The following is a 25,684-nucleotide window of genomic DNA, read 5'->3' as shown; positions in this document are numbered from 1 at the left end:
TATTGTTCTTTGCTCTAGATATTGTCTCTCTCTATTGGACAGCTCATACAACGAGCTCCACCTCGCCCACGGCCTAACTCATTGCCAGGGATGGGTAAAACGGTAATACCTGCTTTGTCATATTTTTCATTGGTGTACACGTTGCGCTCATAGCCAATCACGACACCGGGTTTGACGGTCAACACATTATTGGCATCATTCCATTGCTCGCGCTCTGCTTCATAATTATTGCCACCTGTGGTAATAATTTTGAGGTAGTCAACGCCAAGAGCTTGTTCAATTGCATGGGTATAACTTGGAACTTGCTCCACCGTCATCTCATTACTGCCTTTTGGTGTAAGCTTCCATGTGTCGAGGTCTTTTCGCATGATTTCTGGATAAACAGAGAAAGTATCAATATCCATGTGGGTCATTACGGTATCTAGGTGCATACAAGATCTATGTTTGGGTAAATCAACAGCGATGACTTGCTTTGCCTGACCATGACGGAATAGATTAGCTGCTAGATTCTCAACCCCTTGCGGAGTGCTGCGTTCAGACATTCCAACGAGTACAGCACCTTTTCCGATGACGAGAACATCGCCACCTTCAATATTGGCATTATCATAATGTAAATCTTCATCACCAAAATATTTAATGAAATCTTGGCCTGCAAATACAGGGTGCCAGCGGTAAATTGCTCTTAAATGATTGGTTTCTCGCTGTCTTGCAGGTTTCATCATTGGGTTTAGAGAAACGCCGCCATACACCCAGCATGATGTATCACGAGTGAATAAATGATTGGGTAGAGGCTCGATCACAAAATCCAGAGGACGATGCATTTTGGGCAGCATTGAAGACGACTGGATTGGTAATTCTGAGTAGGCCAGCCCGCCAAGCAGCACAGTGGCTAGGTGCTCGTTATCCATATCGGATAGGTAATGGCGTAAATCTCTCGCAAAGGTGGGGCCATAACGAAAATCTGATATTTGGGTATCTAGTAGCCACTCTTTTGCCTCTTTCACAGACAGTGTCTCGACTAATAGATCATGGAGGAGTAAAACCTCTACACCCTGATCTGTTAATGTTTGTGCAAATTGATCATGTTCTTCTCCCGCCGCTTCTACGGCAAGAACATCGTCAAACAGTAGTTCGTGGCAGTTTGAAGGCGTTAGGTGTGTCAGTGCTCGCTCTGGGCGAGCCAAAAGTACACGCCTCAACTGGCCGACTTCTGAACCTACGTATAACTTACTCATTCTGCATCCTTACAATAATTTCCATTGCCTATTTATGACAAGCTTGTTATCAAGATGCAAGTCTATTTACTGGAGTCAATGACTGGATTTTAAGTAATTGTTGGTTTTATATGCTGATAAATGGTTATTATTTAACTGCTTTAACCTATTGTGATGGCTTAGGTGGTAGGTGTTGTAATGCGTCACTATTCGCTGTGCTCATTTGTAATTATTGACAGGCTAGAAATGTTTTAAGCATACCTATTCACTATGTAACAAATATTAGCTTTAAACCCATATTTATATGCAGTTTTGTTGAAAATGAATCTATGCATAAGTAGAAAATAAAAACGCATTAGGGTTTTTTATTACAGGTAGCGGCTAGTGGTAGATAGTTCTGAATATCGCTTATGATAAAAAAATGTTAATTTTCCCCGTTTGTGAGCTTGATCTGCTCTTACCTTTAGTTAAATGACCTATCAAGTGACTACGCTAGCGTTATTGTGGGTAGCAATTTAATGGTATCCATGCGATATTTCTTGGCGTTAATTTATGATCAATATTGCCACTATCTGGAGCCGACTTATGTCTCACGAAGACGAATATCTATCAGTTGAAGAATTAATTGAGATTCAAAAGGAGGAGACTCGCGATATCATCCAAGCACTGCTGGAAGATGGGAGTGAACCAGATGCATTATATGACATTGAGCATCATCTTTTTGCAGAAAACTTTGAAACTTTAGAAAAAGCGGTTGTAGAGGCTTTTAAAATGGGCTTTGAGGTTTTAGAAGCTGAAGAGACTGAAGATGAAGATGGAAATAAACTACTTTGCTGTGATGCGACAATGGAATCGGCGCTGAACGCAGAGGCAATAGATGCTCAAGTAGAAAAGCTAATTCACCTCGCTGAGAAGTACGACATTATTTATGATGGCTGGGGAACCTACTACGAGGGTGAAGATGCCCTGTATCCTGAACAAGATGAGGAAGATTGAACTCTCAGTTATTATGTCGAAACCAGCCTAGAGGCTGGTTTTTCTTTAGCCTGATTATGAGGTGTTAAGTATCTCTTAAGCCCTAAATCCTGTATGATTTTTGGCAACTTTTTGCTAATCAGTTTTAGTGCTTTATGCAATTATCACTTGCCGGTCTTTGGCAGCTCTCACCACTGACAGATCTCTCTATTCCTCTAGAGGATATCTCTTTGCCAGCCCCCCTGAGTGACAAGCTTCCAGATTCACTTTCTGAAAGTAAAATTGCGCAGCAGGAGTGGCATTTGATGCATGATATCGAGGTTGATGAGGCTATGCTTGCTTATCCAACTGTTGATCTGGTACTCGGTGGTATAGACCGTCATGCAGAGGTTCGACTCAATGGTATTGCTTTATTTGATTGTTATGGTTCACAGCCTGAGTATAAAAAAGATATTCGACCTCACCTCCAACTGGGGCGCAACCGATTTGAGATCCTATTGATTGAAGAAGACGATGATTTATTATTCGAAGAAGATAAACTCGACATCTGTCATCTTGGTGAGGATATGAGCCCAAAGTTTGATTCAAGAGTAGGGGTTTGGAAAGAGCCATACTTGCAGTTTATTCGCTATGTGCGCCTTGAACATGTGGCCACAGAGCAAATTTGGCACCATGGTGGGGGATGTGAGTTTATGGTCGACTTACACTACAAAACCTACTCGCCAGGCTTAATTTCTGCTTTGGTTAAATTCAATGGGATGACTTATCAACTGCCAATTGATATGCGAAACAACCATGTTAGTGCTCTTTTTCAAGTCGACGGCCCGATATACTTTGACGTCTGTCATCCAGATCCAAATGATCTTTATTCCCTTGAGGTGGAATTGGATGGCCAGACGCAAAAGTTTTCAATCGGATTAAGTAAAGATCTTTGCGTGACGCATTTCCCTATCTAATTTGAATTACCCTTGCGTGGCTTGCTTGATGCTTACTGGAGTTTGTCTACGCTGCCAAATTCGTTCGTGGAAATAGTAAGCAAGAGTGTTAATACTCGGTTCGATAGCGGCCATCAGTCCACCGACCAACCAACTGCCGGATAGTAAGTATGCAACACCGAATGCAACACTAAAGTGAACAACTGCAAAGCTGGTGGTCTTTACACCGGTGGCATCATTATGTTTTTTCAAATATGTAACGCTTTGCCAAAGACGCTCGTGGAAGTAAAAGGCAACCGTATTGACCATAGGCTCTATCATCGCAATTAGACTGCCGATTAGAATATCACCAGTAAGAATGTAAGCGACGCTGAACGCAATGGCGAAGTGAATTGAGGCAAAAGTTAATGTCTTTTTCATGAGATGATCCAGTCATAGGCTTCGATAGGATCATTATTGATAATTATTATCATTAGTTAAATTTGATTGAAACTATATATTCAATAGTTTTTAACTATTGACTAGGCGTACATGGTACGCCTTTCGATACAAGTCTTTAATGAATTTAACCTTGAGGTTTAATGACTAAAACATTGATGGGTGAGTTTTCTACCACTTTGCTGGCGACAGAGCCCAGCATCACTTTATCTAATTTTGAGCGTTTGTGACTAGGCATCACGATAAGATCGGCATTGATCTTTTTAGCACAATCTAAAATAGACGTATATGGCTTACCTTCAACGACGTATGTTTGGTATGAAATGCTTTGAGGTATATGTTTTTGAGCAAATGACTCAAGTTGTTTTTCAACATCTTGTTTCATTTTTGCAGCGGCATCTTTGGGAAAATAAGTTGCTACCATAGACATATGTATCCCAGGTAGGACATTAAGTAGGTGGAGCTTTGCCTGGGAATGTTCAGCATGCCAAATTGCTGCTTCAAGCGCTTTATCAGAAAAGCCACCGTCGTTTAAATCGACTGGAACAAGAACATGTTTATACATTGGGTACTCTCTCATGTAAACCGAGCCAGCAGTTAGTTTGCTTGGCTCGGTAATAAGTGTAGCTTCACTTATTGCTATTATGTTAAGTACGATTAACTTGTTTGCTGAATAATTTCATCATTCCGTACTCGCCGTTTTTGGTTTAGCCCTAAACCAATAAGGAGTATCAGAGCTGGGACAAACACCCATTCTTTCATTGGTCGATCAGCTGCAGTGATTACAGAGCTTACTTCCCAATCAAAGTCAATTCCTGCCGTTTCTGCTGGACTGCCAAATTCGACCATATCCACAAATACTTTATCATCGACCTGTTTTAAAACCAGCCCCATAGAGCTGATGCGGTCAGCGGCGGATTTCGCGTTTTCATCAAAAGGTAAGCGCACCGTCTTACTAATGAAATCGCCCTCAATATTTTCGCCAGCAACCATAAGTTCGATATCTTGTCCAACGGGTAAACTCTCAGCAATTTGTTGGATGTCAGAGCCAGGATGGAGCTCTTTGGATGGGTATATCTGATCCCACCAATAACCCGGACGGAAGAAAGTAAAAGTGAGTAAGAGTAATAGTAGAGTTTCCCACCATTTATTTTTGGTAAACCACCACCCTTGCGTTGCGGCTGAGAAGATCAACATGGCGGCAATAGATGATAGTACGGTCAGTAGTAAATGCCACCATGTGTCAATACCAATTAAGAGCAATTGGGTATTGAAAATGAACATGAAAGGCAATATTGCGGTACGGATATCATAAGTGAATCCCTGAATACCTGTCCTAATTGGATCTGACTTGGCGATGGCAGCAGCGGCGAATGCAGCCAGTCCAACCGGTGGGGTATCGTCAGCCAATATACCGAAATAAAACACAAATAGGTGTACTGCAATCAGCGGGATGATTAACCCGCTTTGTGCTCCTAATGTGACAATAACAGGAGCCATAAGCGTTGATACTACGATGTAGTTGGCTGTTGTGGGGAGTCCCATTCCAAGGATTAAGCTAATTACTGCAGTAAACAACAGCATCAAAATTATATTGCCACCTGAAATAAATTCGACAAAGTCTGTCATCACCAAGCCAATTCCGGTTAGCGTGACAGCTCCAACGACGGTCCCCGCAGCGGCAGTAGCAACACTGATGCCAATCATATTACGAGCGCCAGACACCAAACTTTCAAGTAGATCAACAAACCCAGCGGTTGCCTCTTCGACAATATTACCTTGTTTGGATATGAAGGAAATCAGAGGGCGCTGAGTAATGATGATGAAAATCATAAATACGGTTGCCCAAAATGCTGATAGACCGGGAGAGAAGCGCTCTACGGTAAGACACCACACCAAAACTACAATAGGCAATAGATAATGCAGTCCAGACTTGATGGTTGGCGAAGGATCAGGAACTTCGGTAAGTTCGGCATTGACATCGAGCGTTCCCTCATTAGCGTTTCTTGCTGAAACACTAATCAGCGTAATATAAGCGATCACTAAAGCCGATACCACAATAGGGGTTGCAGCAGCGCCAAAGACATCCTTAGTCCAGCCCACACCGTAGTATACGGCTGCACTTATTATACATAGACCTAAGATGGTACCAGTGAAAGAGAGTAAGCTTTGCACAATAGTTGGAGTGTGTCGACGCGGTAATCCTTGCATACCTGCTTTGCATGCTTCTAGGTGAACAATATAGATCAAAGCAATATAGGATATTAAAGCTGGTAGGATAGCTGCCTTGATCACCTCAACGTAGGAAATACCAACATACTCCACCATAAGAAAAGCAGCTGCACCCATAATGGGCGGAGTAAGCTGGCCGTTAGTTGAGGCTGCGACTTCAACTGCGCCTGCTTTTGTGCCAGGAAACCCAACTCTTTTCATGAGAGGGATGGTGAATGTGCCTGTTGTCACCACATTGGCAATAGAAGAGCCAGAGACGATACCTGATAAACCCGATGCAACGACGGCGGCTTTAGCAGGCCCCCCGCGCATGTGTCCAAGCAAGGAGAAAGCAACCTTGATGAAATAAGCGCCTGCCCCCGCGCGCTCTAACATGGCGCCGAATAGTACAAATAGAAAGACGAAGGATGAAGAAACCCCCAGAGCTACACCGAACACACCTTCTGTCGTTAACCAAAGGTGTGACATAGCTTTATTAAGGCTTGCTCCTTTGTGTGCGATGACATCGGGCATATAAGGTCCACCAAAGGTGTACAACAAAAACACGGCTGCTACAACCATTAGTGGCGGGCCCAGAGCTCGGCGAGTTGCTTCAAGCAGTAGAATCATTCCGATCACAGCCACAACAACATCCGTTGTGGTTGGAGCGCCTGAACGGCCGGCCAGTTCAGTATAAAAAATGTAAATATATCCAGCAGAAAAACTGCTAGCTAAAGCTAAAATCCAGTCGGTAAGTGGAATTTTATTACGTGGTGAACTCTTTAGTGCTGGGTATGCCGTAAAAGCTAAAAATATAGCGAACATCAAATGTATGGAGCGCGCTTCAGTATCATTTAGTACGCCAAAGTTGAAAATGAAGGGAAGGGGAGATGCATACCAAAGTTGGAATAATGACCAACACAAAGGGGTAAACCACAGGATGCGCGCCGAAATTCCATCAGGAGAACGGGCTCCAGTGTCGGCTTGAGCCACCATTTCTTGCACATCTTGAGTCGGAGAAGTGGTCTTCGACATGTACTAAATCCTTATTATATATGGCCTGTCTTTTTATGATTATTAGAGTTTTAATCGGTATTGTTTAGTAAACGTGTTAAACAACACCACACATGCTCATTGCCATGCAGTGATAGATATGAATAAAGAGGAGCCTCAAAGTTATGAAGCTCCTCTTTAATGAGGTGAGCTATAAGTACGAATGAACTCGTGGTCAAAGCCTCGCTAGCCTCTTAGCTAAGTAAAGTCGTTACTTCAATAAGCCAACTTCTTTGTAGTATTTTTCAGCACCTGGATGAAGAGGGATTGATAGGCCAGCTTTGACCATTTGCTCTTTTTTCAGGTTTGCAAAAGCAGGATGCAAGCGCTTGAATGTATCGAAGTTTTCAAATACCGACTTTGCAACATTGTATGCAACATCATCAGATACATCTGAAGTTGTCACCATAGTCGCAGCAACACCGAAGCTGTTTACATCTTTATCGGTTCCACGATACATGCCTGCAGGAACGGTACTGAATGCGTAGTACGGGTTATCGGCAACGATTTTATCAATCTTTGAACCTGTTACAGAGATGAGTTTAGCATCACAAGATGTTGTTGCTTCTTTGATTGATCCGTTTGGATGACCAACCACGTAGACAAATGCATCGATCTTGTTGTCACAAAGCGCTTGTGAGCGCTCAGAACCTTTTAGTTCAGATGCAAGTTTAAAGCTCTCTTTTGTCCAGCCCATAGCATCCATTACCACACCCATAGTTGCTCTGTCACCAGAACCTGGGTTGCCTATGTTGACGCGCTTACCTTCAAGGTCTGAAATGTTTTCAATTTTGGAGTCTGAACGTGCAATGATGTTAAAAGGTTCTGTGTGTAAAGAGAACACTGCGCGCAGTTTCTTGTAGGGACCCTGTTCAGAGAACTTACTTGTTCCGTTGTATCCATGATACTGCCAGTCAGACTGCACAATACCAAAGTCAAGTTCACCAGCTCTGATGGTGTTTACATTGTAGATTGAACCACCAGTAGACTCGACAGAACAACGAATATTGTGTTCTTTGCGCCCTTTGTTAACCAGTTTACAAATTGCACCGCCTGTTGGATAGTAAACCCCTGTAACAGAGCCTGTCCCGATAGTAATAAACTCTTGAGCGCTAACTGTACCAGTTCCGATTACTGTTGCTGCAATCACACCAACTTTAATCAACTTGCTTAATGCCATGAATTTCCCTTCCTTTATACATTACTTGTCCTACGGCAGTATGACTTACCGCGGAAGTTTTCGAGTCACGAAAACGGCATCTTTTTCAATCCGTATGTTGAAAAAGTGGCTGAATAATACCAAATAATTTGTCCACAATTACACAATTGTTAAAATTTATGATGTGTTTATATTTTTATCACCTTGTGTTTTTGGTTTTGTTTTTTATTTTTTATCCATAAAAATCAAATATTTATTGTGATTATGATGGCGCTGTAGGATTTTTGAAAGATGTGATTCGAGTCACGTCAGTGATATGGCTTTGTGACTCATAACATTGAGCTATACCTAGCTTCATCCCGTGTATTCAAATAACTCGCAGACTGACCGAAATAGTTGCTCTGTCGTGATATTAAGTGTTGGAGTGATAAAAATTGTGTCATCTCCAGCGACGACACCCAAGATACCTTCAGATTTACCTAGAGAATCAAGAAGGCGAGCAATTAATTGAGCAGCACCTGGTCCGGTATGAATAACCACCAATGCTGCATTGTGATCTATATCTAAAACCAGTTCACGTAGAGAGCTAGATACGGTTGGTACTCCGAGCTCCGCTGGCAAGCAATAAACCATTTCCATTTTCGCATTGCGCGTACGTACTGCTCCAAACTTGGTTAACATACGAGAGACTTTGGACTGATTAATATTTTCAAAGCCTTCATTTTTGAGTGCTTCAACTATATCTCCTTGTGAACCAAAACGTTCTTCCTTTAGTAGGGCTTTAAAGGCTCGAACGAGATTATCTTGTTTTTCTGAGTGGCGCATGTTTTTTCCAGTCATAGTTATTATTAAGATTGAATGCATATTCTCGCATAGATATTCACTTTGTGCCAATGATGAGACTCAATTCTGCTTGAGCTGTCACTGTAAACTTGAATAGTTTACAGTCAGTATGACTCGATATAATGGAGCAGGATTTTAACTTGATTAATTAGGTGCAAACGCTTGTGCTATCGGGGTACTGGTGTGTTGCGCAAGGTCGCAAAGCTGGCGTTAATTGATTGTAATCAGTATGTGATTGCTATAGTTTTGGACGGCGTTGATTTAAAGCATCTCAAGAAATAAAAAGAGATACCATCTCAAGGAGAACTACGATGAAAGTAGCCGTAATTGGTGCCGCTGGTGGCATCGGTCAAGCCTTAGCCCTTTTACTGAAAAATCACCTACCTGCTGGTTCCGACCTTGCTCTGTATGATATTGCTCCTGTGACGCCAGGCGTTGCAGCGGATTTAAGCCATATCCCAACACCTGTATCCATTAAAGGGTATGCAGGTGAAGACCCAACTCCAGCACTTGAAAGTGCGGATATTGTGTTGATTTCTGCTGGTGTGGCTCGTAAACCAGGAATGGATCGCGCTGACCTGTTTAATGTCAATGCAGGCATTGTTAAATCACTTGCTGAAAAAATTGCCAAAGTTTGTCCTAAAGCTATGGTTGGTATTATTACTAACCCGGTTAACACTACTGTGCCAATTGCTGCGGAAGTTTTGAAAAAAGCTGGCGTTTATGACAAGCGTCGTTTGTTTGGGGTGACAACACTTGATGTTATTCGCTCTGAAACATTTGTTGCTGAGCTTAAAGGTAAATCTCCGGCAGATATCCAAGTTCCTGTCATTGGTGGACATTCAGGTGTTACTATTTTACCTCTCCTTTCACAGGTGAAAGGCGTTGAATTTAGCTCTGATGAAGTCGCAGCATTAACAAAACGTATTCAGAATGCGGGTACAGAAGTTGTTGAAGCTAAGGCCGGTGGCGGCTCAGCGACTCTTTCTATGGGGCAGGCAGCATGTCGATTTGGTCTTTCTCTTGTTAAAGCCCTTCAGGGTGAAGAAGTGATTGATTATGCTTACGTTGAAGGTAATGGTGAGCATGCTCCATTCTTTGCTCAACCTGTAAAACTAGGTAAAAACGGTGTAGAAGAAGTATTGAGCTATGGTGAGCTTAGTGCATTCGAAAAAGACGCGCTTGATGGAATGCTTGATACACTAAACGGCGATATTAAAATTGGCGTTGATTTTGCCCAGTAAGAAAAACCAGTTCCAGTCTAAAAGTCGACAATTTGTCGGCTTTTTTTGATCCTTTTTACTGATTGAAATGTATAAGTCTCAGTCAATAAGGAGTGAAAAAATGGACATAAGCGAAATTGAAAAAGGCATGCTGGTAGGGTTTGAGCAAGGTGTCGGTAAGATCCTAGCGATTGATGTGCAAAACAATACGGTACTTTTAGAAGAAAGGGCGTCGCGTCACCAATTCTCCGCAGAGATCAGCGAGTTAATGGATGATCCACAGCTTCATATAGGCTGTGATAAGTATTATTAAAAAAGCGAGCTAGTCAGCTCGCTTTCCACCGATCTAACTATTTGCGCACGGCAATAGCTTCAATTTCGATACCTACATCTTTTGGTAAGCGAGCCACTTCCACACATGAACGTGCTGGGTAGTTAGCTACACCATGGTCGTCGAAGAACTTCCCATACACCTCGTTTACCGTCCCAAAATCATTAAGATCTTTAACAAATACCGTCATTTTTACAATGTCTGAAACGGCCAATCCAGATGCTTGTACTACCGCTTTTACATTGTTTAATGATTGCAGCGCTTGCTCAGCGATATTTGATGAGACGTCGCCAGTCTCAGGGTTTACTGGGATTTGGCCAGAAGTAAGAACCATGTTACCTAAATCAACACCTTGGACATATGGGCCTATTGCAGCAGGAGCTGAATCTGTATGCAGTACTTTAGTCATTATTGTATTCCACCTGTGAGGAGTGCTTTGTTATCAGAAAAACTTAGTCTGCCGCGAAACTGAAATGGGGTAAAGAAAAATCCCCGCAAAAACAAGCAGGGATGTGAGATGATGACAAAGCCATCCAATTATCGTTCAGTGACTATCTCTCGAGAAAAGACCTTCTCGCAATACTTACATTTAAGACGAATGTCTTGTTTCTTTTCAAAAACCTTAAAGCTGCTTTCTACAGGTTCATTATGAGTAATGCAGTTACTGTTTGGGCATTCGAAGACATTGTTTATTTGCTCAGGCAAATCGAGCGCTAATTTCTTAACGACCTCATAGTTTTCAATTTGGTTCACTGTCGCGTGCGGAGCATACAATGCCAGTTTACTGGCTTGTTCTTCGCTGATAAAAACGTTTTCTATCTTAAGTAGGTCTTTGTGACCAAGCGCTGATGAAGGTAAGTTAAGCCCTATGGTGACGCGTTGCTCTGACTTATGCATAGAGAAGAGCTTGAGCACCTTAATTCCTATTTGAGCTGGAATATGGTCAATTACCGTACCATTTTTAATTGCTTCAACCTGCAATTGAGTTTCTTTGGCCATGATAGTTCTCCCTATTACAGTTGTTGGTTAAGGACAAGAGCGAGCAATGCTTCACGAGCATAAACGCCATTTTCCGCTTGTTCGAAATAGTAAGCGTGAGGCGTCTTATCGACATCCACTGTAATTTCATCAACCCGTGGCAGTGGATGTAGGACTTTAAGGTTGCTCCGCGCTCCTTCAAGTAATGCAGCCGTAAGAATATATGCAGATTTGATATGCGCGTATTCTGATTCATCAAAACGCTCTTTTTGCACTCGAGTCATATATAAAATATCCAGCTCAGGGATCACGCTTTCCATATCAGTATGCATGCTGTACTGAATCCCAGCTTCGTCTAGTTCTTCGCAGATATAATCTGGCATTGCTAAAGCTTCAGGCGCAATGAAGTAGAATCGAATATGGTTGAATTTTGCTAAAGCTTGAGTGAGAGAGTGAACAGTGCGACCGTATTTAAGATCACCCACAAAGGCTACATTAAGGTTGTCTAGCTTGCCTTGGGTTTCTGCTATCGAGAATAAATCCAGTAAGGTTTGAGTTGGGTGCTGGTTTGCGCCGTCGCCTGCGTTAATTACGGGCACGCGATTGGAAAACTCTGAAGCCAAACGAGCCGCCCCCTCTTGTGGATGGCGCATGACAAAGGCATCCACATAAGACGAAATGACTTGCACCGAGTCCGATAGTGTTTCGCCCTTTTTGGCTAAGGAGGTATTCCCGCCATTATCGAAGCCTATTACACTGCCGCCTATACGTTGAATTGCCGTTTCAAAAGAGAGGCGAGTTCGTGTTGATGGCTCAAAAAAACAGCTTGCGACCACCTTATCTTTAATCAGTGTTGGATTTGGCTCTGCTTTGAGTTGACCTGCGGTTTTGACAATCAGTTCCAGCTCGTCTCGAGACAGTTCTGGAATTGAGATAATGTGCTTGTTGTAAAGCGTATTGGTCATAATCATCGTCCCATCTGTATGTTAGGCAATAAAAAAGCCCCCTATAAAGGAGGCTTTAAAAATCGGCGGAAATAGTAAAAAAACCAAGCCAGTAAGCATTGGGGCTTACCCTGTGCAAATCTCTTTGTTGAGCACCTTTACGTGGCATTTGGTCACTACCTCCAGACAAATTGCCCAGCATTATACGCTGAAGATTGACCAAGGCAAGCGTTTACGTCGAATCTTGATGGTGTAAACTTTGTAGAAACTAAGCGCCTAGTGTGGCGACCATCACAGCCTTGATGGTGTGCATGCGATTTTCAGCCTCATCAAAGACGATTGAATACTGAGACTCAAACACGTCTTCAGTGACTTCGAGCCCACTCATGCCATATTTGTCTGCCACCTCTTTACCTATCTTGGTTTCGTCGTTATGAAAAGCCGGTAAGCAATGCATAAATTTCACATCGGGATTGCCTGTTTTCTCTATTGTTGCCATATTGACTTGATAAGGTTTCATTTGTGCAACTCTGGTATCCCAAGCGTCAGGGGCTTCTCCCATAGACACCCAAACATCGGTATAGAGAAAATCACAACCTTTGACGCCTTCATCAACACTTTCTGTCAGCGTGATAATTGCACCCGTTTGCTTAGCGATATGCTGGCAGGTTTCCACCAGTGCATGCTCTGGCCAATAAGCTTTAGGCGCAACGAGTCTAATATTCATGCCCATTTTTGCTGCGCCGACAAGTAAAGAATTGCCCATGTTATTACGTGCATCACCCAGATACGCAAAGGTAATTTCATGCAGCTGTTTTCCGTTGCTATGTTCTATCATGGTCAACAAGTCGGCGAGAATTTGGGTTGGATGGAATTCATTAGTCAAACCATTCCATACAGGGACGCCAGCGTATTGTCCTAATTCTTCAACAATGCTTTGTTCAAATCCACGATACTCAATGCCATCATACATTCGTCCTAGTACTCTTGCGGTATCTTTCATCGACTCTTTGTGACCAATTTGAGAACCTGATGGGCCAATGTAAGACACTTGTGCGCCTTGATCAAAAGCGGCGACTTCAAATGCGCAGCGGGTTCGAGTTGATGCTTTTTCAAAGATCAAAGCGATATTTTTTCCGCACAGCTTTTTCTGTTCAGTACCTGAATACTTAGCTTTTTTTAGGTCCGCAGCCAAGTCGATTAAGAATTGAATCTCTTTAGGTGAGAAGTCGAGTAGTTTAAGAAAATTCCTGTTGCGTAAGTTGAAAGCCATGATAACCCCAGAGTCTTGTGTTGTTAGGGTTATTTATAACTAAATATGTTTTATTTGTGAATAATTATTTGCGGGATATGGTAAATATCCCGCGATAAGGGTTATAAATTTTCTTCTGCAAACTCGGCCAAGCGACTTCGAACCACACCATTTAGGTGAACATTGGCGCTGCCTTCAAAGTTCTTAAAGCGCTCAACCATATAGGTCAGTCCTGAAGTGACAGGGGTTAAGTAGTGAGAATCGATTTGCGCTAAGTTACCCGAACAGACAATTTTCGTACCTTCCCCGCAACGGGTAATGATGGTTTTTATTTGCGAGGCCGTTAGGTTCTGACACTCATCAAGCAGCACGAAAGCGTTTTGGATGGATCGCCCGCGCATAAAGTTGATCGATTTAAACTGAATGTTAGCTTTATCACAGATGTATTTTAAAGAGCCTTCAGTACAGTGATCATGTTTATGCAAGGCTTCGAGAGTATCGGTCACGGCGGCGAGCCAAGGCAACATTTTCTCTTCTTCTGTGCCAGGTAGGAAACCAATCGACTCGCCAATATCTGGTGTATTTCGAGTGACAATGATTTTATCAAACATACCTTTTTCTATAGTTTGCTCGAGAGCGGAAGCCATTGCGAGCAAGGTTTTACCACTACCAGCAGCTCCAGTCATAATGACAAGATCAATTTCAGGATCTAAAAGGGCATCTAGCGCCATACCTTGATAAACATTTTTCGGTGTGATGTCCCAAGCACGGCGATTCATCATTCGCTCTCGACTAAGATCTTTTAAGGTGATCTTGTCGGGTTTGATATCTTCGACTCGCCCTGCAAAGTCGCTGCCTTCGTCGATGACATATTGATTGATATAAGTAGGCTCAAAAGGTTCACGATCAAGGGTGTGATAAGTATTGCCTGCGTAGGTTTTGCTTTCGACTTGGTCAACATTACTCCAGAATTCACCTTCGATTTGTTGGAACCCCTTGGTGAGGTATTGAACATCATCAATCAGTTGATCGGTTCGATAATCCTCAACAAAACGTACACCAGCGCCTTTGGCACGCAAGCGCATGTTGATGTCTTTCGTGATGAGAATCACTTCGCGCGGCGCACGTTTGTTCTGTAGGTACAAAACAGCATTGAGAATGCGGTTGTCGCCTGCCTTGTCAGCAAAGGCTTTTACCGTTTCTTGTAACTCGAAATCGGCAAGAATTGAGATATGTCCTGTATGTTCTTTATCTCGATTGATTGGAATACCCTCTGAAATTTCATCAGGGGTTGCGTCTTTGAACATGGCTTCCATAGCTCGAATCGCTACCCGAGCATCGCGAGCAACGTCGCGCTTGCTGTCTTTGATTCGATCTAGTTCTTCGAGGACTGTCATAGGTATGACTACATCGTGCTCTTGAAAGGAATAAATAGCTAAAGGTTCGTGAAGAAGGATGTTGGTGTCTAGGACAAAAAGTTTCCGATCCGTGTCACCCATAAGCGTCTCCTTGCCGAGATACGGCTGATTTGCCAATCACAATCGCTTGTGTATTGGCTTACTTGCGTTGGCTTGTAGCATGACGCTAAGTCGCTTGTGGATCGCTGTCGGTTAGCTGTTATGCTACAAACCCGTGTTGATCGTCATGTCAGTAATGCATCTCTTGTGCCAGTCGGAAAATTGACGCCAAAATTTGCACTCCCAACTATGAGTATAAGTGAGATCTGCGGCTCTCCCTTCCAGAACTGCCACTCTTTTCTTACAGTTTGATGTCATGCAAAAGATGGAGAAAAAATTGTTGTTTTTTGAGGTGTTTGTACGTGACCAACATCACAGCTTGCAGTAATATTAGCGACCGTTTTTGCGTACTTTCTGATTATATGATTCTCCTGCCATCAGGCTGTCATGTTGCGCAAGAATAACTAAGATAATTAGACCCATTTTTGAATTCAACAGGTGAGGTAGTCGATTCATGACATTTGCTTTGGGCCAGCGCTGGATAAGCGATACGGAAAGCGATTTAGGTTTAGGAACTGTAGTTGCATTGGACAATCGTACTGTGACACTTATGTTTGCAGCGTCCGAAGAAAACCGAGTTTACTCTCGTAACGATGCGCCTGTTACTCGTGTCACTTTTAACACGGGTGATCTTGTAGATAGTCAGGAAGGATGGTCACTTAAAGTTGAGCAGGTTGTGGAAGAGCAGGGCCTCTTTACCTACATAGGAACCCGTGAAGATACTGACGAGCATGACGTCACTTTACGTGAAATTATGCTTAGCAACCAAATTCGATTTAATAAACCGCAAGATAAATTGTTCGCGGGCCAAATCGATCGTATGGACAATTTTGTACTGCGCTATCGAGCGCTAGTGAATCAGTACCAGCAACATAAGAGTCCGATGCGTGGTTTGTGTGGTATGCGAGCAGGTTTGATTCCGCATCAACTTTACATTGCTCATGAAGTTGGCCGCCGACACGCCCCGCGTGTACTCCTCGCTGATGAAGTCGGTCTAGGTAAAACCATTGAAGCTGGTATGATCATTCACCAGCAAGTGTTGGCCGGTCGTGCTGAGCGCATTCTGATTGTGGTTCCAGAAACCTTGCAGCATCAATGGTTAGTGGAAATGATGCGCCGCTTTAATCTGCACTTTTCTATTTTTGATGAAGAGCGCTGTATAGAAGCGTTTGCCGATGCCGACAATCCGTTTGATACCCAGCAATACGTCTTGTGTTCTTTGGATTTTCTGCGTAAAAGCCGCAAACGTTTTGAGCAGGCTTTGGAAGGGGAATGGGATTTATTGGTGGTGGATGAAGCGCACCACCTTGAGTGGAGTCCGGAAAAACCGAGTCGGGAATACCAAATCATTGAAGGCTTGGCTGAAAACACCCCAGGCGTGTTGCTGCTAACCGCAACACCAGAACAACTTGGCCGAGAAAGCCATTTTGCTCGTCTGCGTTTGCTCGATTCTGATCGCTTTTATGACTACCAAGCCTTTGTTGAAGAAGAAGAGCAATATGCGCCGGTTGCAGATTCAGTCAGCGCCTTGTTTTCTGGTGAGTCTTTATCTAACGGTGCCAAAAACCAAATCACTGAGCTACTGACAGAGCAAGATGTTGAACCCTTATTTCGCATTATAGAAAATGATTCTCAGGAAGCGGAAAAAGCCAAAGCTCGTCAGGAATTGATTGATAATCTGATGGACCGTCACGGTACGGGGCGTATTTTATTTCGTAATACTCGCGCGGCGATTAAAGGCTTTCCGGTTCGTAATCTTCATATGTTACCTATGCCGATCCCTTCTCAGTACGCCACGTCGATGCGTGTTTCTGGTTTAATCGGTGGCAAGATTAGCCAAGAAGCTCGCGCGTTAAAAAACCTCTACCCAGAGGAAATTTTTCAAGAATTTGAGGGTGATGAAGCCAGCTGGTGGCAGTTTGACTCACGTGTGAATTGGCTGATCGAAAAAATTAAGCAAAAGCGCAGTGAAAAAATCTTGGTCATAGCGTCGCGCTCTACAACCGCATTGCAATTAGAGCAAGCACTGCGCGAGCGTGAAGGTATTCGGGCCACGGTTTTTCATGAGGGTATGTCTATTCTAGAGCGAGATAAAGCGGCGGCTTATTTTGCACAGGAAGAAGGTGGCGCTCAGGTGCTGATTTGCAGTGAAATTGGCTCTGAGGGGCGTAACTTCCAGTTTGCAAATCAACTGGTAATGTTCGATTTGCCATTCAACCCTGATCTTTTAGAGCAGCGCATTGGCCGCCTTGACCGTATTGGTCAAAATCGAGACATTGATATCCATGTTCCCTATTTAGAGCAAACCTCACAGGCTATTTTAGCTCGTTGGTTTAACGAAGGTTTGAATGCGTTTGCTGATACCTGCCCAACAGGGCGAGCTGTATATGATGAGTTCTCTGGCCGTTTAATTGAAATGTTGGCTACAGGCGATACCACAGAGCTCGATGACGTGATTGCCCAATCGGCAGCCATGAATCAAACTCTGAAGGCACAGCTTGAACAAGGCCGAGATCGCTTGCTTGAAATGCACTCAAATGGCGGTGAGAAGGCGCAGGAAATCGTTGAAAGTATCGCGGCCACTGATGGCGATACCAATTTGGTCACCTTTGCTTTAAGCCTGTTTGATACTATCGGTCTGAATCAGGATGATAAAGGCGAGAACGCCATAGTGGTCACGCCATCTGAGCATATGATGGTGCCAAGTTATCTAGGGCTGCCTTATGAAGGCGCGACCATCACTTTTGATCGTAATACGGCTTTGTCTCGCGAAGATATGAACTTTATCAGTTGGGAACACCCAATGATTCAAGGAGGGATTGATCTTCTGATGAGCGAAGGGGTAGGCACAGCTGCGGTATCTTTGCTTAAGAACAAGGCATTGCCGGTTGGTACCATGCTGCTTGAGCTGGTTTACAAAGTGGATGCACAAGCGCCAAAGCGCAGCGGTATTAGCCGATTTTTGCCTGCCACCCCAATTCGCCTTATGTTAGACGGTAAAGGCAGCGATTTGTCTGAGCAGGTTGAGTTTGAAAGCTTTAACCGCCAGCTTAGCCCTGTGGGGCGCCATATGGCGACCAAATTAGTTTCATCGGTTCAGCCACAAGTGCATCAAATGATCACAGCGGGCGAAGAGCTTATCATGGATAAAGTCGCTGCTGTGCGCGAGCAGGCGCAGCGTGATATGAAAGCCAGTCTAAATACAGAGCTGGAGCGCTTACAGGCACTCAAAGCGGTCAACCCAAATATCCGTGATGAGGAATTAAGTGCAATTGAGCAGCAGATAAGCCAATTAGATAGCTACATTGCTAAAGCTCAATATCAGCTTGATTCATTGCGCTTAATTGTCGTCTCTCACAACTAAGCGTTCTTTGTGTAAAAAAGACAAGTAAAATAAGAAAAGGCCTGATGTCGATGCTTAATCGCAGTCAGGCCTTTTTTATTTGATCCGCTTATATCAACCAGTTCCACCAGAAGAAGACCGCCAAAAAGCCAAACAAATAGATAAGCCCTAAGATAGAAAGCCATTTCATTGGTTTAGTAAGTGCAAGTGGTTTGGGTAATTTGGTGTTGGAGACAAGAATAAAGTTCAGTAGGGCAAAGAAGGGGGTGGTAATAAAGGCTAGAGTTAAGCTGACATAAAGAGCCGATAAAACCGAAGAAAGCCAGAATAAAATTAGAGCCAGCGCCGCAAATGCAATCAAGATCATCCATATCACTGACGCCTTGTGGCTGATTTCTTCGCGCTCTTGCAATAAACGCTGAGCTTCAGCAATCGCGCGCGCATGGCCATCTATAGCTGTAATTGTGCTACCAAAGATGCAACAAAAGGCCACCGCTGCGATAAGATAGTAGGTCGATTGCCCAACTTTGGATGTATAACCATCAATTAATTGATTAGAAAACTCAACGCCGGATTGGGAAAACTCCAATCCGCTGCCATAAAACACCAGAACGCCAAGCGCCAGAAAAGCCAGCGCTAACAGCACAGTAGCTATATAGTGTGCATTAAAATCAAACAATACTGACTTAGCACTTACCTTATATTTAGATTGTTGTTCTTTTAGCCATATTGACGTCATGCTGGATACTTCTATTGGGGCAGGCATCCATACCATGGCGGCGATAATAAAACCTATCGCTGCGGTAGACCAAGGTGTTGTTTCTTGTATAGGAACAGGGCTCTCTAAAGTTTGAGATGCGGCTAAAGCGAGCGCGGCGATTAGCGTCATTATTAGAACTAGCATAATGGCTTTTGAAATACTATTAAGCACACCATAGCGCCGAGAAAACAGCGCAAGTAAGCACATGGCCACTATGAGCATGGATAAGCTTTTCAATGATAAGTCAAAAGGTAAAAGATGGCCGAGTAGATTGGCACTAAATAGCAAGAAGGCAGACACATTTACTATACCAGAGATAGTGCATACGCTTAAAAATAACCAAAGAAATGCTTGTCCAAGCTTGGCGTAGCCTTCGACTAAACTTTCACCAGTTGCAGCGGTATATTGGATGCTGGCGCGAAAAAAGGGGTATTTTAGAAGATTTATTAGAAGGATGACTATCGCGATTTGCCAGCCATAGGTGGCGCCAGCTTGGGTAGATGCGACCAGATGAGAGCCACCCACCGCGGCGGTTGCCATCATAATACCTGGACCTGTTGAGCGCGCCAGTTGCAGCAAAGATAATTTGCTTTGACTGTCTGATGTGGAAATAGTATCCATATAAAACCTAGGGTAAAACCTTGTGTTACTTCAATAAATTGCCGTACGAATATCATATTCCACTGGTGTGTTAAAACTCATTTACATGGAAAAAACCAAATAAGATTTTAATATGTAAGTTTTATCACACATGCAGCTGAAATATGCTGTTGTTATTATTACTAATATGACGTTTTTCTGAGAACGTACAACAGGTGTTTTAAACAAAAAGCCATCTTGAACTGGGTTTAAGATGGCTAAGTGCGGCATAATTGTATTTAGATGCTGCGCTGCTAGCGCCTACTCATTACTTGCCTTATGTTCTTACTAATCTACAGTAACCATTTCCACCAGAAGAAGGCAGCTAAAAAGCTAAATAAATAGACAAGCCCTATTATCGATAGCCACTTCATCGGTTTACTTAAAGCCAAAGATTTGGGTAAATCCGATTTTGATACAAGAATAAAGTTAAGCAGGGCAAAAAATGGTGTGGTTATAAATGCGATAACCATAGCAAAGTCTAACATGGTCATTAGACTTGACGCCCAAAAAATAATAATTGAGAGTGCCGCTAATGAAATAGAGATCATCCATATGTGCGTCACTTTATCATTTATTTTGTTTTGGTCTTGCAATAGGCGCTGCGACTCAGAAATTGCGCGACTGTAGCCATCAATCACAGTAATTGTGCTGCCAAAGATGCAAAGAAAAGCAATGGTTGCGATAAGATAGCGCGACCACTCACCAATGGTTGCAGTATATAAGCTGACTAATTGATGAGAAAAACCTAATCCTGATTTTGAAAACTCTATATCACTTCCATGCAGAACTAAAGCTCCAAGGGCGAGAAAGACAATCGCCAGCATCGCGGTACCTATATAGCCGATATTAAAATCAAATAGAGCCGATTGAGCTGTGACTTTGCTCTGATCCTGTTGGCTTTTTAACCACATAGAGGTCATGCTTGATATTTCCATTGGTGCTGGCATCCACCCCATCATAACTATGATAAAGCCAATTCCTGCGATTGACCATGGAGAGGGTGATTCAAATGATGGGGGAGCTTCTATTGGATTGTTTGCCGCAATGATTACTGCCGTTACAGTTGAGACAATAAGTACTGCCATTATGGCTTTAGAAACAGTGTTTAGGGCCTTGTAGTGACCCGCGATTAAAATACATAAACAGAAAGCCACTATAGCAGAGGATAATGTAGAAGCAGGTAGCTCGATGGGCATGAAATAGCCTAATAGACTGGTGCTAAACAAAAGTAATGCTGCTGTTGTGACCACGCCACAGATGGTATTCAAAATGGCAAATAGCCATAGATAGGCATGGCCTAATTTTGCATAACCTTCAACTAAGCTTTCACCTGTTCCAGCGGTATACTGAACACTGGCACGAAAAAAAGGGTATTTTAACAGGTTTACCAGCAAAACTAAACCAACAAGTTGCCAGCCATAGATGGCGCCAGCTTTCGTTGATGCGACTAGGTGAGAGCCACCGACTGCTGCAGTCGCCATCATAATACCAGGTCCCAGTGAGCGGGTCAGTTGCGACATTGAGAATTTGCTGTGATTCTCAGATGTGGAGATAGTATCCATAAAATTCCTAGGGTAAAAAACTTGTATTGCCTATATATTGGGGCGTACGAATATCACATTTTGTAGGTGGGTTAAAACTTGTTTACATTGAAAAAATAAAATAACACTTTAATATGTTCAATTCATCACATAGATGCTTTGTTATGGTGTTTTATTTGTTATTTAAATGAGGGTATTTATGGCGATGCAACACTATTGTCCGCCGACCAAGCCTTGGATACATAGTGTATTTGAAGACCAAGATATCATCATAGTGCATAAGCCTTCTGGGCTATTGTCTGTGCCTGGGCGTGACAAAGCGCATTCTGATAGCATGTGGAGCCGCTTAATAGAGAGTCATCCTGATTGTCAGCCAGTTCATCGGTTGGATATGTGTACATCTGGTATTATGCTGTTTGCTAAGAATAAAGCAGCGGAATCGGCACTTAAAAAGCAATTCCAATTTCGCCTTACTCACAAGGTGTATTACGCACGAGTCTGGGGAGAGTTAGAACAGCAACAAGGCTTGATAGACTTACCTCTTATCTGTGACTGGCCAAATAGACCAAGACAAAAAGTGTGTTTTGAGCAGGGTAAAGCCTCACAAACTGAGTTTGAAGTGGTTAAGCGTGAAAAAGGCACCACGATTGTGCGTTTGTTGCCTATTACTGGGCGCTCACATCAATTACGTGTTCACATGCAAGCATTAGGTTATCCTATTGTGGGCGATGAATTTTACGCTCAAGGCGAAGCCTTTGAAAACTTTGAACGTTTGGGATTACATGCAGCAGAGTTAAGTTTTTATCATCCTAAGGATAATAAACTGCGCTGTATTTTCACCGCTTGTGATTTTTACCCGCAGGCCAGCCCTGTTATTAAAAGCATTTTTGAGCCTGTCGATACCTTGCCTGATTATAAAACCTTGCCACGCCCTTAGCGTGTTTTATGTCTGAAAATTTTTGAAGAGTGATCTTATGATAGAGTCTGTTGGCCCTGCACCCAAGATTGTATTTTTGGATCGTGCGACACTTCCAACGAACATGACGTTTCCAGCGCTTTCATTTAATCACCAGTGGACGGATTACCCAAAGACGACCAAAGACCAAGTGGTTGAGCGTCTTCAAGGCGCCACGATTGCGATCACCAATAAGGTTGTGCTAGATAGAGAGAGTTTAAGCCAACTGCCTGACTTAAAACTGATTGTGGTCGCCGCCACTGGCTTTAATAATATTGATGTGAGCTTTTGTAAGGAGCAAGGCATCGCGGTAACCAATGTTCAAGGATATTCAACCCCTTCCGTACCAGAACATGTGATTGCCATGATGTTTGCACTAAAGCGCAATTTAAAAGGCTACCATAATGATATTGTGGCGGGAGAGTGGCAGCGTACGGATAATTTTTGTTTTTTCACTCACCCCATTAGTGATGTTGTCGGCAGCACACTTGGGGTGATTGGCGCCGGAGAAATTGGCCAAGCAACCGCTAAGATCGCCAAGGCGCTGGGCATGAATATTGTGTTTGCCGAGCGTAAAGGCCAAAAGGAGTGTCGAGCTGGTTATTTACCCTTTGAGCAGGTAATTGAAATATCGGATGTTTTGACTCTACATTGTCCGTTAAATGAGCAGACTCGCAACATTATTGGCCGTGAAGAACTGATGGCAATGAAGTGCAGCGCCATATTGATCAATACTGGAAGGGGAGGCTTGGTTGATGAGTTTGCTTTAGTCGATGCGCTCAAACAAGGTGACATCGCTGGCGCAGGCGTGGATGTGTTTACCAAAGAGCCGCCTGATACTTCAAACCCTTTGATTGCCAATATGACTTTGCCAAACTTACTTCTCACGCCCCATGTGGCTTGGGGCAGCGAATCTTCTTTCCCTAAAATTGCCAAGATATTGATTGGTAACATCACCGCTTTTGCACAGGGCAGGCAGCAGAACCGAATCGTGTAGTGGCTGTTAGTAAAAGTCATTTGTGATGCATATCAAGAGCTTGATCTTGTATGTTATTAATCAATGGACTCAATAGTAAAAATGTAAGAAATTGTGCGGATAATCTTTTCGTCAACAGTTTTTGGACATTGAAACTATGGATCAGCACATCACTAACCCTGTCGAGTTTAAGGGCAAGGGTGGGGAGTTTTTCGGTATTTGGATTGTAAATATCTTGCTCTCAATCATTACATTGGGCGTTTATTCTGCTTGGGCTAAAGTGAGAACCAAACGTTATTTTTATGGTAATACTCATCTAGCTGGGGACAGCTTTGAGTATCACGCTCAACCCATGCAAATTTTAAAAGGCCGTCTTGTTGCTTTAGTGGCATTATTTGTTTGGGGTATCGCCAACTCCTTTTCACCTGATGCCAGCATAGTGCTGCTCATACTGTTTTATCTCGCCCTTCCGTGGCTGTTATGGAGTAACGCCCGTTTTGACGCCGCTATGACAAGCTACCGCAATGTTCACTTTTCTTTCAATTCGTCACTTAAAGAGGCGTATAAAGTAATATTAGGTCGTGGCTTTGGTGCATTTGTGGCGGCTAGCCTTTATTTCGCGGCTGTGATTTTTGTTGCCCAAACTTCGGTTTTCTTTGCTGCATTACTCGGCTTTGGCTCATTGGTCTTGCTTGCTGTCATCTACGCTTGGGTTGTGTCTGGTTTGCATAAGTATTTCTCAAATGGTTTCCAGTTTGGTGAATGGAAGTTTAGCGCCGAGATAGAAACCCGTTTCTTTATCAAAACCTATTTAAAAGCCTTAGCATTTGCTATTGGTGTGACCATAGTGTTGACGATTGGTGTGTTTTCAACCTTATTGTCAGGTGTAGACTTTGAGGCGATTCAAGCGGGTGATTTTTCCTCTTTAATGAGCGATTCATCCTATGGCGTGTTTTTTATTAGTTACTTTGGATTTATCGTCCTAACGATTGCGTTAACCGCTTATACAACCACGCGGGTTCGTAATTATATTTTCTCCAAGCTAGCGGCTAAAGCACAGCAAAGCGAAGGTGAGCATTATCAGTTCAATTCTAGTATGACTGCGCGAGGCTATACTTGGCTGGTTATTTCTAACTTCTTACTGCAGGTCTTCACTCTAGGTATCGCAAGGCCATGGGTTATGGTAAGAACTACGCGCTATATTGCAGATAATACCGCAGTGTTTGGCGACATGAGCTTGTTGAAAGCCAGCGATCAATCAGCCAATGTAAAATCGGCTATTTCTGATGAAATGGCTCAAGCATTTGATGTCGGGATGGGCATTGGCTAATGCTATTTGAGGGGACGGCATTTGCGCCGCGTAGCTCACAGCGCTATATCGCTCAGCTCGATGTCTCTCAAGCAAACCAGTTAAGTTTGCGAGTCGATGGGGATATTATTAGCTGCGATCTACAATACGCAGATATTAGCGCGCCACTTGGTAAGCTTCCGGTAAAATTTACCTTTCCCAACGGTTGGGTGTTTATTGTTGAGAGAACGGTGAGTGTTAACCAATGGTTAGCATCCAACAAACGCAGCAGTTTGGTCGATAAGATAGAAGCCAACTGGTTGGCTTGGTTATTATCCGCTTTTGTTTGTGTTGGGGTTGTATTAAGCCTTTACTTCTATATTTTGCCATGGACAAGCGATAAAGTTGCCAAGGCCGTCCCTTCGCATATTGCCGTGTTGCTGGGGGATAAAATTTTACAAAGCCTAGATAACAGCTGGCAAGAGAGCAAATTAAGCGCTGAAGAGCAACAACAGATTCAAAAGCGAGTCTCTCAGCATCTTACCCAGCTAGAACCGCTGCCATATCCGATTAAATTGGAATTTCGAGCATCAGACATAGGCGCAAATGCGTTTGCTCTGCCGGGCGGGAAAATAGTCTTACTTGATGATATGGTGGAACTTGCTGGGGACCAGCAGCAGCTCGACAGTATTATTTTGCATGAGATTGGTCACATCTATCATCGCCATATGCTAAAGAAACTCGTTCATTCAAGTCTTTTATCGGTCGGCGTGGCTTTGTTAACTGGTGAAAGTTCAGGAGTGGTTGATAACTTGGCAGGTTTAGGAGTGTTTTTCCTATCTAATGGTCACTCTAGAGAAGCTGAACTTGAAGCTGATGCTTTCTCAAAACAAGCGATGCTGAGCTTGTACGGCACTAGCCAACCTTTGGCTGAGATGTTTGAACGGCTTCAAGAGCAATATAACCATGATGTGCCAGAGTGGCTGAGCACTCACCCTGACTTTGAGCAGCGGATCCAAGCTGCAAGCGAGTGATAAAAAAGGCAGCCTAGAGGCTAATGCCGTTCACTTAAGGTGAGCGGCATTGTTTTTTCTGGGGTATCGGCT

General features: G+C 43.2%; 22 protein-coding genes. 9 read left to right on the top strand and 13 right to left on the bottom strand.

Going from position 1 to position 25,684, the window contains the following annotated elements; genetic code table 11:
• Window positions 1-14: 14 nt before the first annotated feature.
• Entirely contained in the window at window positions 15-1,235 is a 1,221-nt protein-coding gene (gene arcA, locus AAFM34_RS10645; RefSeq protein ID WP_341662634.1) for an arginine deiminase, read from the bottom strand.
• A gap of 564 nt (window positions 1,236-1,799) precedes the next feature.
• Here arcA and rraB point away from each other — a divergent pair.
• Together rraB and AAFM34_RS10635 are read left to right on the top strand one after the other, a co-directional pair.
• Complete coding sequence (gene rraB, locus AAFM34_RS10640) at window positions 1,800-2,210, top strand: ribonuclease E inhibitor RraB (protein WP_239174060.1); 411 nt, start codon at window positions 1,800-1,802, stop codon at window positions 2,208-2,210.
• A 134-nt stretch (window positions 2,211-2,344) separates the two neighbouring features.
• Entirely contained in the window at window positions 2,345-3,145 is an 801-nt protein-coding gene (locus tag AAFM34_RS10635; protein WP_341662632.1) for a hypothetical protein, read from the top strand.
• Window positions 3,146-3,151: 6 nt separating this feature from the next.
• Here AAFM34_RS10635 and AAFM34_RS10630 read toward each other — a convergent pair whose 3' ends face one another.
• The 5 genes from AAFM34_RS10630 to argR form a co-directional block, all read right to left on the bottom strand.
• Window positions 3,152-3,544, bottom strand: a complete 393-nt coding sequence (locus AAFM34_RS10630; protein WP_341662631.1) for a DUF2061 domain-containing protein — start codon at window positions 3,542-3,544, stop codon at window positions 3,152-3,154.
• A gap of 145 nt (window positions 3,545-3,689) precedes the next feature.
• The gene (locus tag AAFM34_RS10625) at window positions 3,690-4,127 is read right to left on the bottom strand and encodes a universal stress protein (RefSeq protein WP_341662629.1); all 438 of its coding nucleotides are present in this window, start codon (window positions 4,125-4,127) and stop codon (window positions 3,690-3,692) included.
• 92 nt (window positions 4,128-4,219) lie between these two features.
• Window positions 4,220-6,808, bottom strand: coding sequence for a TRAP transporter permease (locus AAFM34_RS10620; protein ID WP_341662627.1), 2,589 nt, complete (start codon window positions 6,806-6,808; stop codon window positions 4,220-4,222).
• Between the two features lie 229 nt (window positions 6,809-7,037).
• Window positions 7,038-8,006 carry a TAXI family TRAP transporter solute-binding subunit gene (locus AAFM34_RS10615; protein WP_341662625.1) on the bottom strand — a complete coding sequence of 323 codons (969 nt, stop codon included), beginning with the start codon at window positions 8,004-8,006 and terminating at the stop codon, window positions 7,038-7,040.
• A gap of 333 nt (window positions 8,007-8,339) precedes the next feature.
• Window positions 8,340-8,810, bottom strand: a complete 471-nt coding sequence (argR, locus tag AAFM34_RS10610; protein WP_341662623.1) for a transcriptional regulator ArgR — start codon at window positions 8,808-8,810, stop codon at window positions 8,340-8,342.
• Window positions 8,811-9,139: 329 nt separating this feature from the next.
• On the opposite strand from argR, the gene mdh reads away from it, so the two are divergent.
• Complete coding sequence (mdh, locus tag AAFM34_RS10605; protein WP_152431308.1) at window positions 9,140-10,072, top strand: malate dehydrogenase; 933 nt, start codon at window positions 9,140-9,142, stop codon at window positions 10,070-10,072.
• Between the two features lie 100 nt (window positions 10,073-10,172).
• Window positions 10,173-10,364 carry a hypothetical protein gene (locus AAFM34_RS10600; RefSeq protein ID WP_341662620.1) on the top strand — a complete coding sequence of 64 codons (192 nt, stop codon included), beginning with the start codon at window positions 10,173-10,175 and terminating at the stop codon, window positions 10,362-10,364.
• A gap of 37 nt (window positions 10,365-10,401) precedes the next feature.
• Here the strand turns inward: AAFM34_RS10600 and AAFM34_RS10595 are convergent, their stop codons facing one another.
• From AAFM34_RS10595 to AAFM34_RS10575, 5 genes are all read right to left on the bottom strand, one after another.
• Entirely contained in the window at window positions 10,402-10,791 is a 390-nt protein-coding gene (locus tag AAFM34_RS10595; RefSeq protein WP_341662618.1) for a RidA family protein, read from the bottom strand.
• A gap of 128 nt (window positions 10,792-10,919) precedes the next feature.
• Window positions 10,920-11,381 carry an aspartate carbamoyltransferase regulatory subunit gene (pyrI, locus tag AAFM34_RS10590; protein WP_341662616.1) on the bottom strand — a complete coding sequence of 154 codons (462 nt, stop codon included), beginning with the start codon at window positions 11,379-11,381 and terminating at the stop codon, window positions 10,920-10,922.
• A gap of 14 nt (window positions 11,382-11,395) precedes the next feature.
• Window positions 11,396-12,325 (bottom strand): aspartate carbamoyltransferase, encoded by a 930-nt coding sequence (gene pyrB / locus AAFM34_RS10585; protein WP_341662614.1) that lies wholly within the window; start codon window positions 12,323-12,325, stop codon window positions 11,396-11,398.
• A 247-nt stretch (window positions 12,326-12,572) separates the two neighbouring features.
• The gene (gene argF / locus AAFM34_RS10580; protein ID WP_341662612.1) at window positions 12,573-13,577 is read right to left on the bottom strand and encodes an ornithine carbamoyltransferase; all 1,005 of its coding nucleotides are present in this window, start codon (window positions 13,575-13,577) and stop codon (window positions 12,573-12,575) included.
• Window positions 13,578-13,678: 101 nt separating this feature from the next.
• Window positions 13,679-15,055: a PhoH family protein gene (locus AAFM34_RS10575; protein WP_341662610.1), complete on the bottom strand. Its 1,377-nt coding sequence runs from the start codon at window positions 15,053-15,055 to the stop codon at window positions 13,679-13,681.
• A gap of 472 nt (window positions 15,056-15,527) precedes the next feature.
• On the opposite strand from AAFM34_RS10575, the gene rapA reads away from it, so the two are divergent.
• Window positions 15,528-18,437 carry an RNA polymerase-associated protein RapA gene (gene rapA / locus AAFM34_RS10570; RefSeq protein WP_341662608.1) on the top strand — a complete coding sequence of 970 codons (2,910 nt, stop codon included), beginning with the start codon at window positions 15,528-15,530 and terminating at the stop codon, window positions 18,435-18,437.
• Window positions 18,438-18,525: 88 nt separating this feature from the next.
• Here the strand turns inward: rapA and AAFM34_RS10565 are convergent, their stop codons facing one another.
• Both AAFM34_RS10565 and AAFM34_RS10560 read right to left on the bottom strand, forming a co-directional pair.
• Window positions 18,526-19,797 carry a divalent metal cation transporter gene (locus AAFM34_RS10565; RefSeq protein WP_341662606.1) on the bottom strand — a complete coding sequence of 424 codons (1,272 nt, stop codon included), beginning with the start codon at window positions 19,795-19,797 and terminating at the stop codon, window positions 18,526-18,528.
• A gap of 311 nt (window positions 19,798-20,108) precedes the next feature.
• Window positions 20,109-21,380, bottom strand: coding sequence for a divalent metal cation transporter (locus tag AAFM34_RS10560; protein WP_341662604.1), 1,272 nt, complete (start codon window positions 21,378-21,380; stop codon window positions 20,109-20,111).
• 178 nt (window positions 21,381-21,558) lie between these two features.
• On the opposite strand from AAFM34_RS10560, the gene AAFM34_RS10555 reads away from it, so the two are divergent.
• The 4 genes from AAFM34_RS10555 (at window position 21,559) to AAFM34_RS10540 (ending at window position 25,612) form a co-directional block, all read left to right on the top strand.
• A complete protein-coding gene (locus AAFM34_RS10555) occupies window positions 21,559-22,296 on the top strand; it encodes a pseudouridine synthase (RefSeq protein ID WP_341662602.1) in 738 nt (245 codons plus the stop codon).
• Between the two features lie 37 nt (window positions 22,297-22,333).
• The gene (locus tag AAFM34_RS10550) at window positions 22,334-23,311 is read left to right on the top strand and encodes a D-2-hydroxyacid dehydrogenase (protein ID WP_341662600.1); all 978 of its coding nucleotides are present in this window, start codon (window positions 22,334-22,336) and stop codon (window positions 23,309-23,311) included.
• Window positions 23,312-23,447: 136 nt separating this feature from the next.
• A complete protein-coding gene (locus tag AAFM34_RS10545; protein ID WP_341662598.1) occupies window positions 23,448-24,620 on the top strand; it encodes a YjgN family protein in 1,173 nt (390 codons plus the stop codon).
• Window positions 24,620-25,612: a M48 family metallopeptidase gene (locus tag AAFM34_RS10540; RefSeq protein WP_341662596.1), complete on the top strand. Its 993-nt coding sequence runs from the start codon at window positions 24,620-24,622 to the stop codon at window positions 25,610-25,612. Before AAFM34_RS10545 ends, AAFM34_RS10540 begins: the two co-directional genes overlap by 1 nt.
• Window positions 25,613-25,684: the final 72 nt, after the last annotated feature.

The organism is Vibrio sp. (genome assembly GCF_038138445.1).
Classification (GTDB): Bacteria; Pseudomonadota; Gammaproteobacteria; order Enterobacterales; family Vibrionaceae; genus Vibrio.
Note: the sequence above shows the minus strand (reverse complement) of the source record. Positions and strands in the feature narration are given on the sequence as shown.

What these genes read in the sequence shown, in the direction of transcription:
- arcA (WP_341662634.1), bottom strand. Translation starts at nt 1,235, where the DNA reads ATGAGTAAGTTATACGTAGGTTCAGAAGTCGGCCAGTTGAGGCGTGTA.
- rraB (WP_239174060.1), top strand. Translation starts at nt 1,800, where the DNA reads ATGTCTCACGAAGACGAATATCTATCAGTTGAAGAATTAATTGAGATT.
- AAFM34_RS10635 (WP_341662632.1), top strand. Translation starts at nt 2,345, where the DNA reads ATGCAATTATCACTTGCCGGTCTTTGGCAGCTCTCACCACTGACAGAT.
- AAFM34_RS10630 (WP_341662631.1), bottom strand. Translation starts at nt 3,544, where the DNA reads ATGAAAAAGACATTAACTTTTGCCTCAATTCACTTCGCCATTGCGTTC.
- AAFM34_RS10625 (WP_341662629.1), bottom strand. Translation starts at nt 4,127, where the DNA reads ATGTATAAACATGTTCTTGTTCCAGTCGATTTAAACGACGGTGGCTTT.
- AAFM34_RS10620 (WP_341662627.1), bottom strand. Translation starts at nt 6,808, where the DNA reads ATGTCGAAGACCACTTCTCCGACTCAAGATGTGCAAGAAATGGTGGCT.
- AAFM34_RS10615 (WP_341662625.1), bottom strand. Translation starts at nt 8,006, where the DNA reads ATGGCATTAAGCAAGTTGATTAAAGTTGGTGTGATTGCAGCAACAGTA.
- argR (WP_341662623.1), bottom strand. Translation starts at nt 8,810, where the DNA reads ATGCGCCACTCAGAAAAACAAGATAATCTCGTTCGAGCCTTTAAAGCC.
- mdh (WP_152431308.1), top strand. Translation starts at nt 9,140, where the DNA reads ATGAAAGTAGCCGTAATTGGTGCCGCTGGTGGCATCGGTCAAGCCTTA.
- AAFM34_RS10600 (WP_341662620.1), top strand. Translation starts at nt 10,173, where the DNA reads ATGGACATAAGCGAAATTGAAAAAGGCATGCTGGTAGGGTTTGAGCAA.
- AAFM34_RS10595 (WP_341662618.1), bottom strand. Translation starts at nt 10,791, where the DNA reads ATGACTAAAGTACTGCATACAGATTCAGCTCCTGCTGCAATAGGCCCA.
- pyrI (WP_341662616.1), bottom strand. Translation starts at nt 11,381, where the DNA reads ATGGCCAAAGAAACTCAATTGCAGGTTGAAGCAATTAAAAATGGTACG.
- pyrB (WP_341662614.1), bottom strand. Translation starts at nt 12,325, where the DNA reads ATGACCAATACGCTTTACAACAAGCACATTATCTCAATTCCAGAACTG.
- argF (WP_341662612.1), bottom strand. Translation starts at nt 13,577, where the DNA reads ATGGCTTTCAACTTACGCAACAGGAATTTTCTTAAACTACTCGACTTC.
- AAFM34_RS10575 (WP_341662610.1), bottom strand. Translation starts at nt 15,055, where the DNA reads ATGGGTGACACGGATCGGAAACTTTTTGTCCTAGACACCAACATCCTT.
- rapA (WP_341662608.1), top strand. Translation starts at nt 15,528, where the DNA reads ATGACATTTGCTTTGGGCCAGCGCTGGATAAGCGATACGGAAAGCGAT.
- AAFM34_RS10565 (WP_341662606.1), bottom strand. Translation starts at nt 19,797, where the DNA reads ATGGATACTATTTCCACATCAGACAGTCAAAGCAAATTATCTTTGCTG.
- AAFM34_RS10560 (WP_341662604.1), bottom strand. Translation starts at nt 21,380, where the DNA reads ATGGATACTATCTCCACATCTGAGAATCACAGCAAATTCTCAATGTCG.
- AAFM34_RS10555 (WP_341662602.1), top strand. Translation starts at nt 21,559, where the DNA reads ATGGCGATGCAACACTATTGTCCGCCGACCAAGCCTTGGATACATAGT.
- AAFM34_RS10550 (WP_341662600.1), top strand. Translation starts at nt 22,334, where the DNA reads ATGATAGAGTCTGTTGGCCCTGCACCCAAGATTGTATTTTTGGATCGT.
- AAFM34_RS10545 (WP_341662598.1), top strand. Translation starts at nt 23,448, where the DNA reads ATGGATCAGCACATCACTAACCCTGTCGAGTTTAAGGGCAAGGGTGGG.
- AAFM34_RS10540 (WP_341662596.1), top strand. Translation starts at nt 24,620, where the DNA reads ATGCTATTTGAGGGGACGGCATTTGCGCCGCGTAGCTCACAGCGCTAT.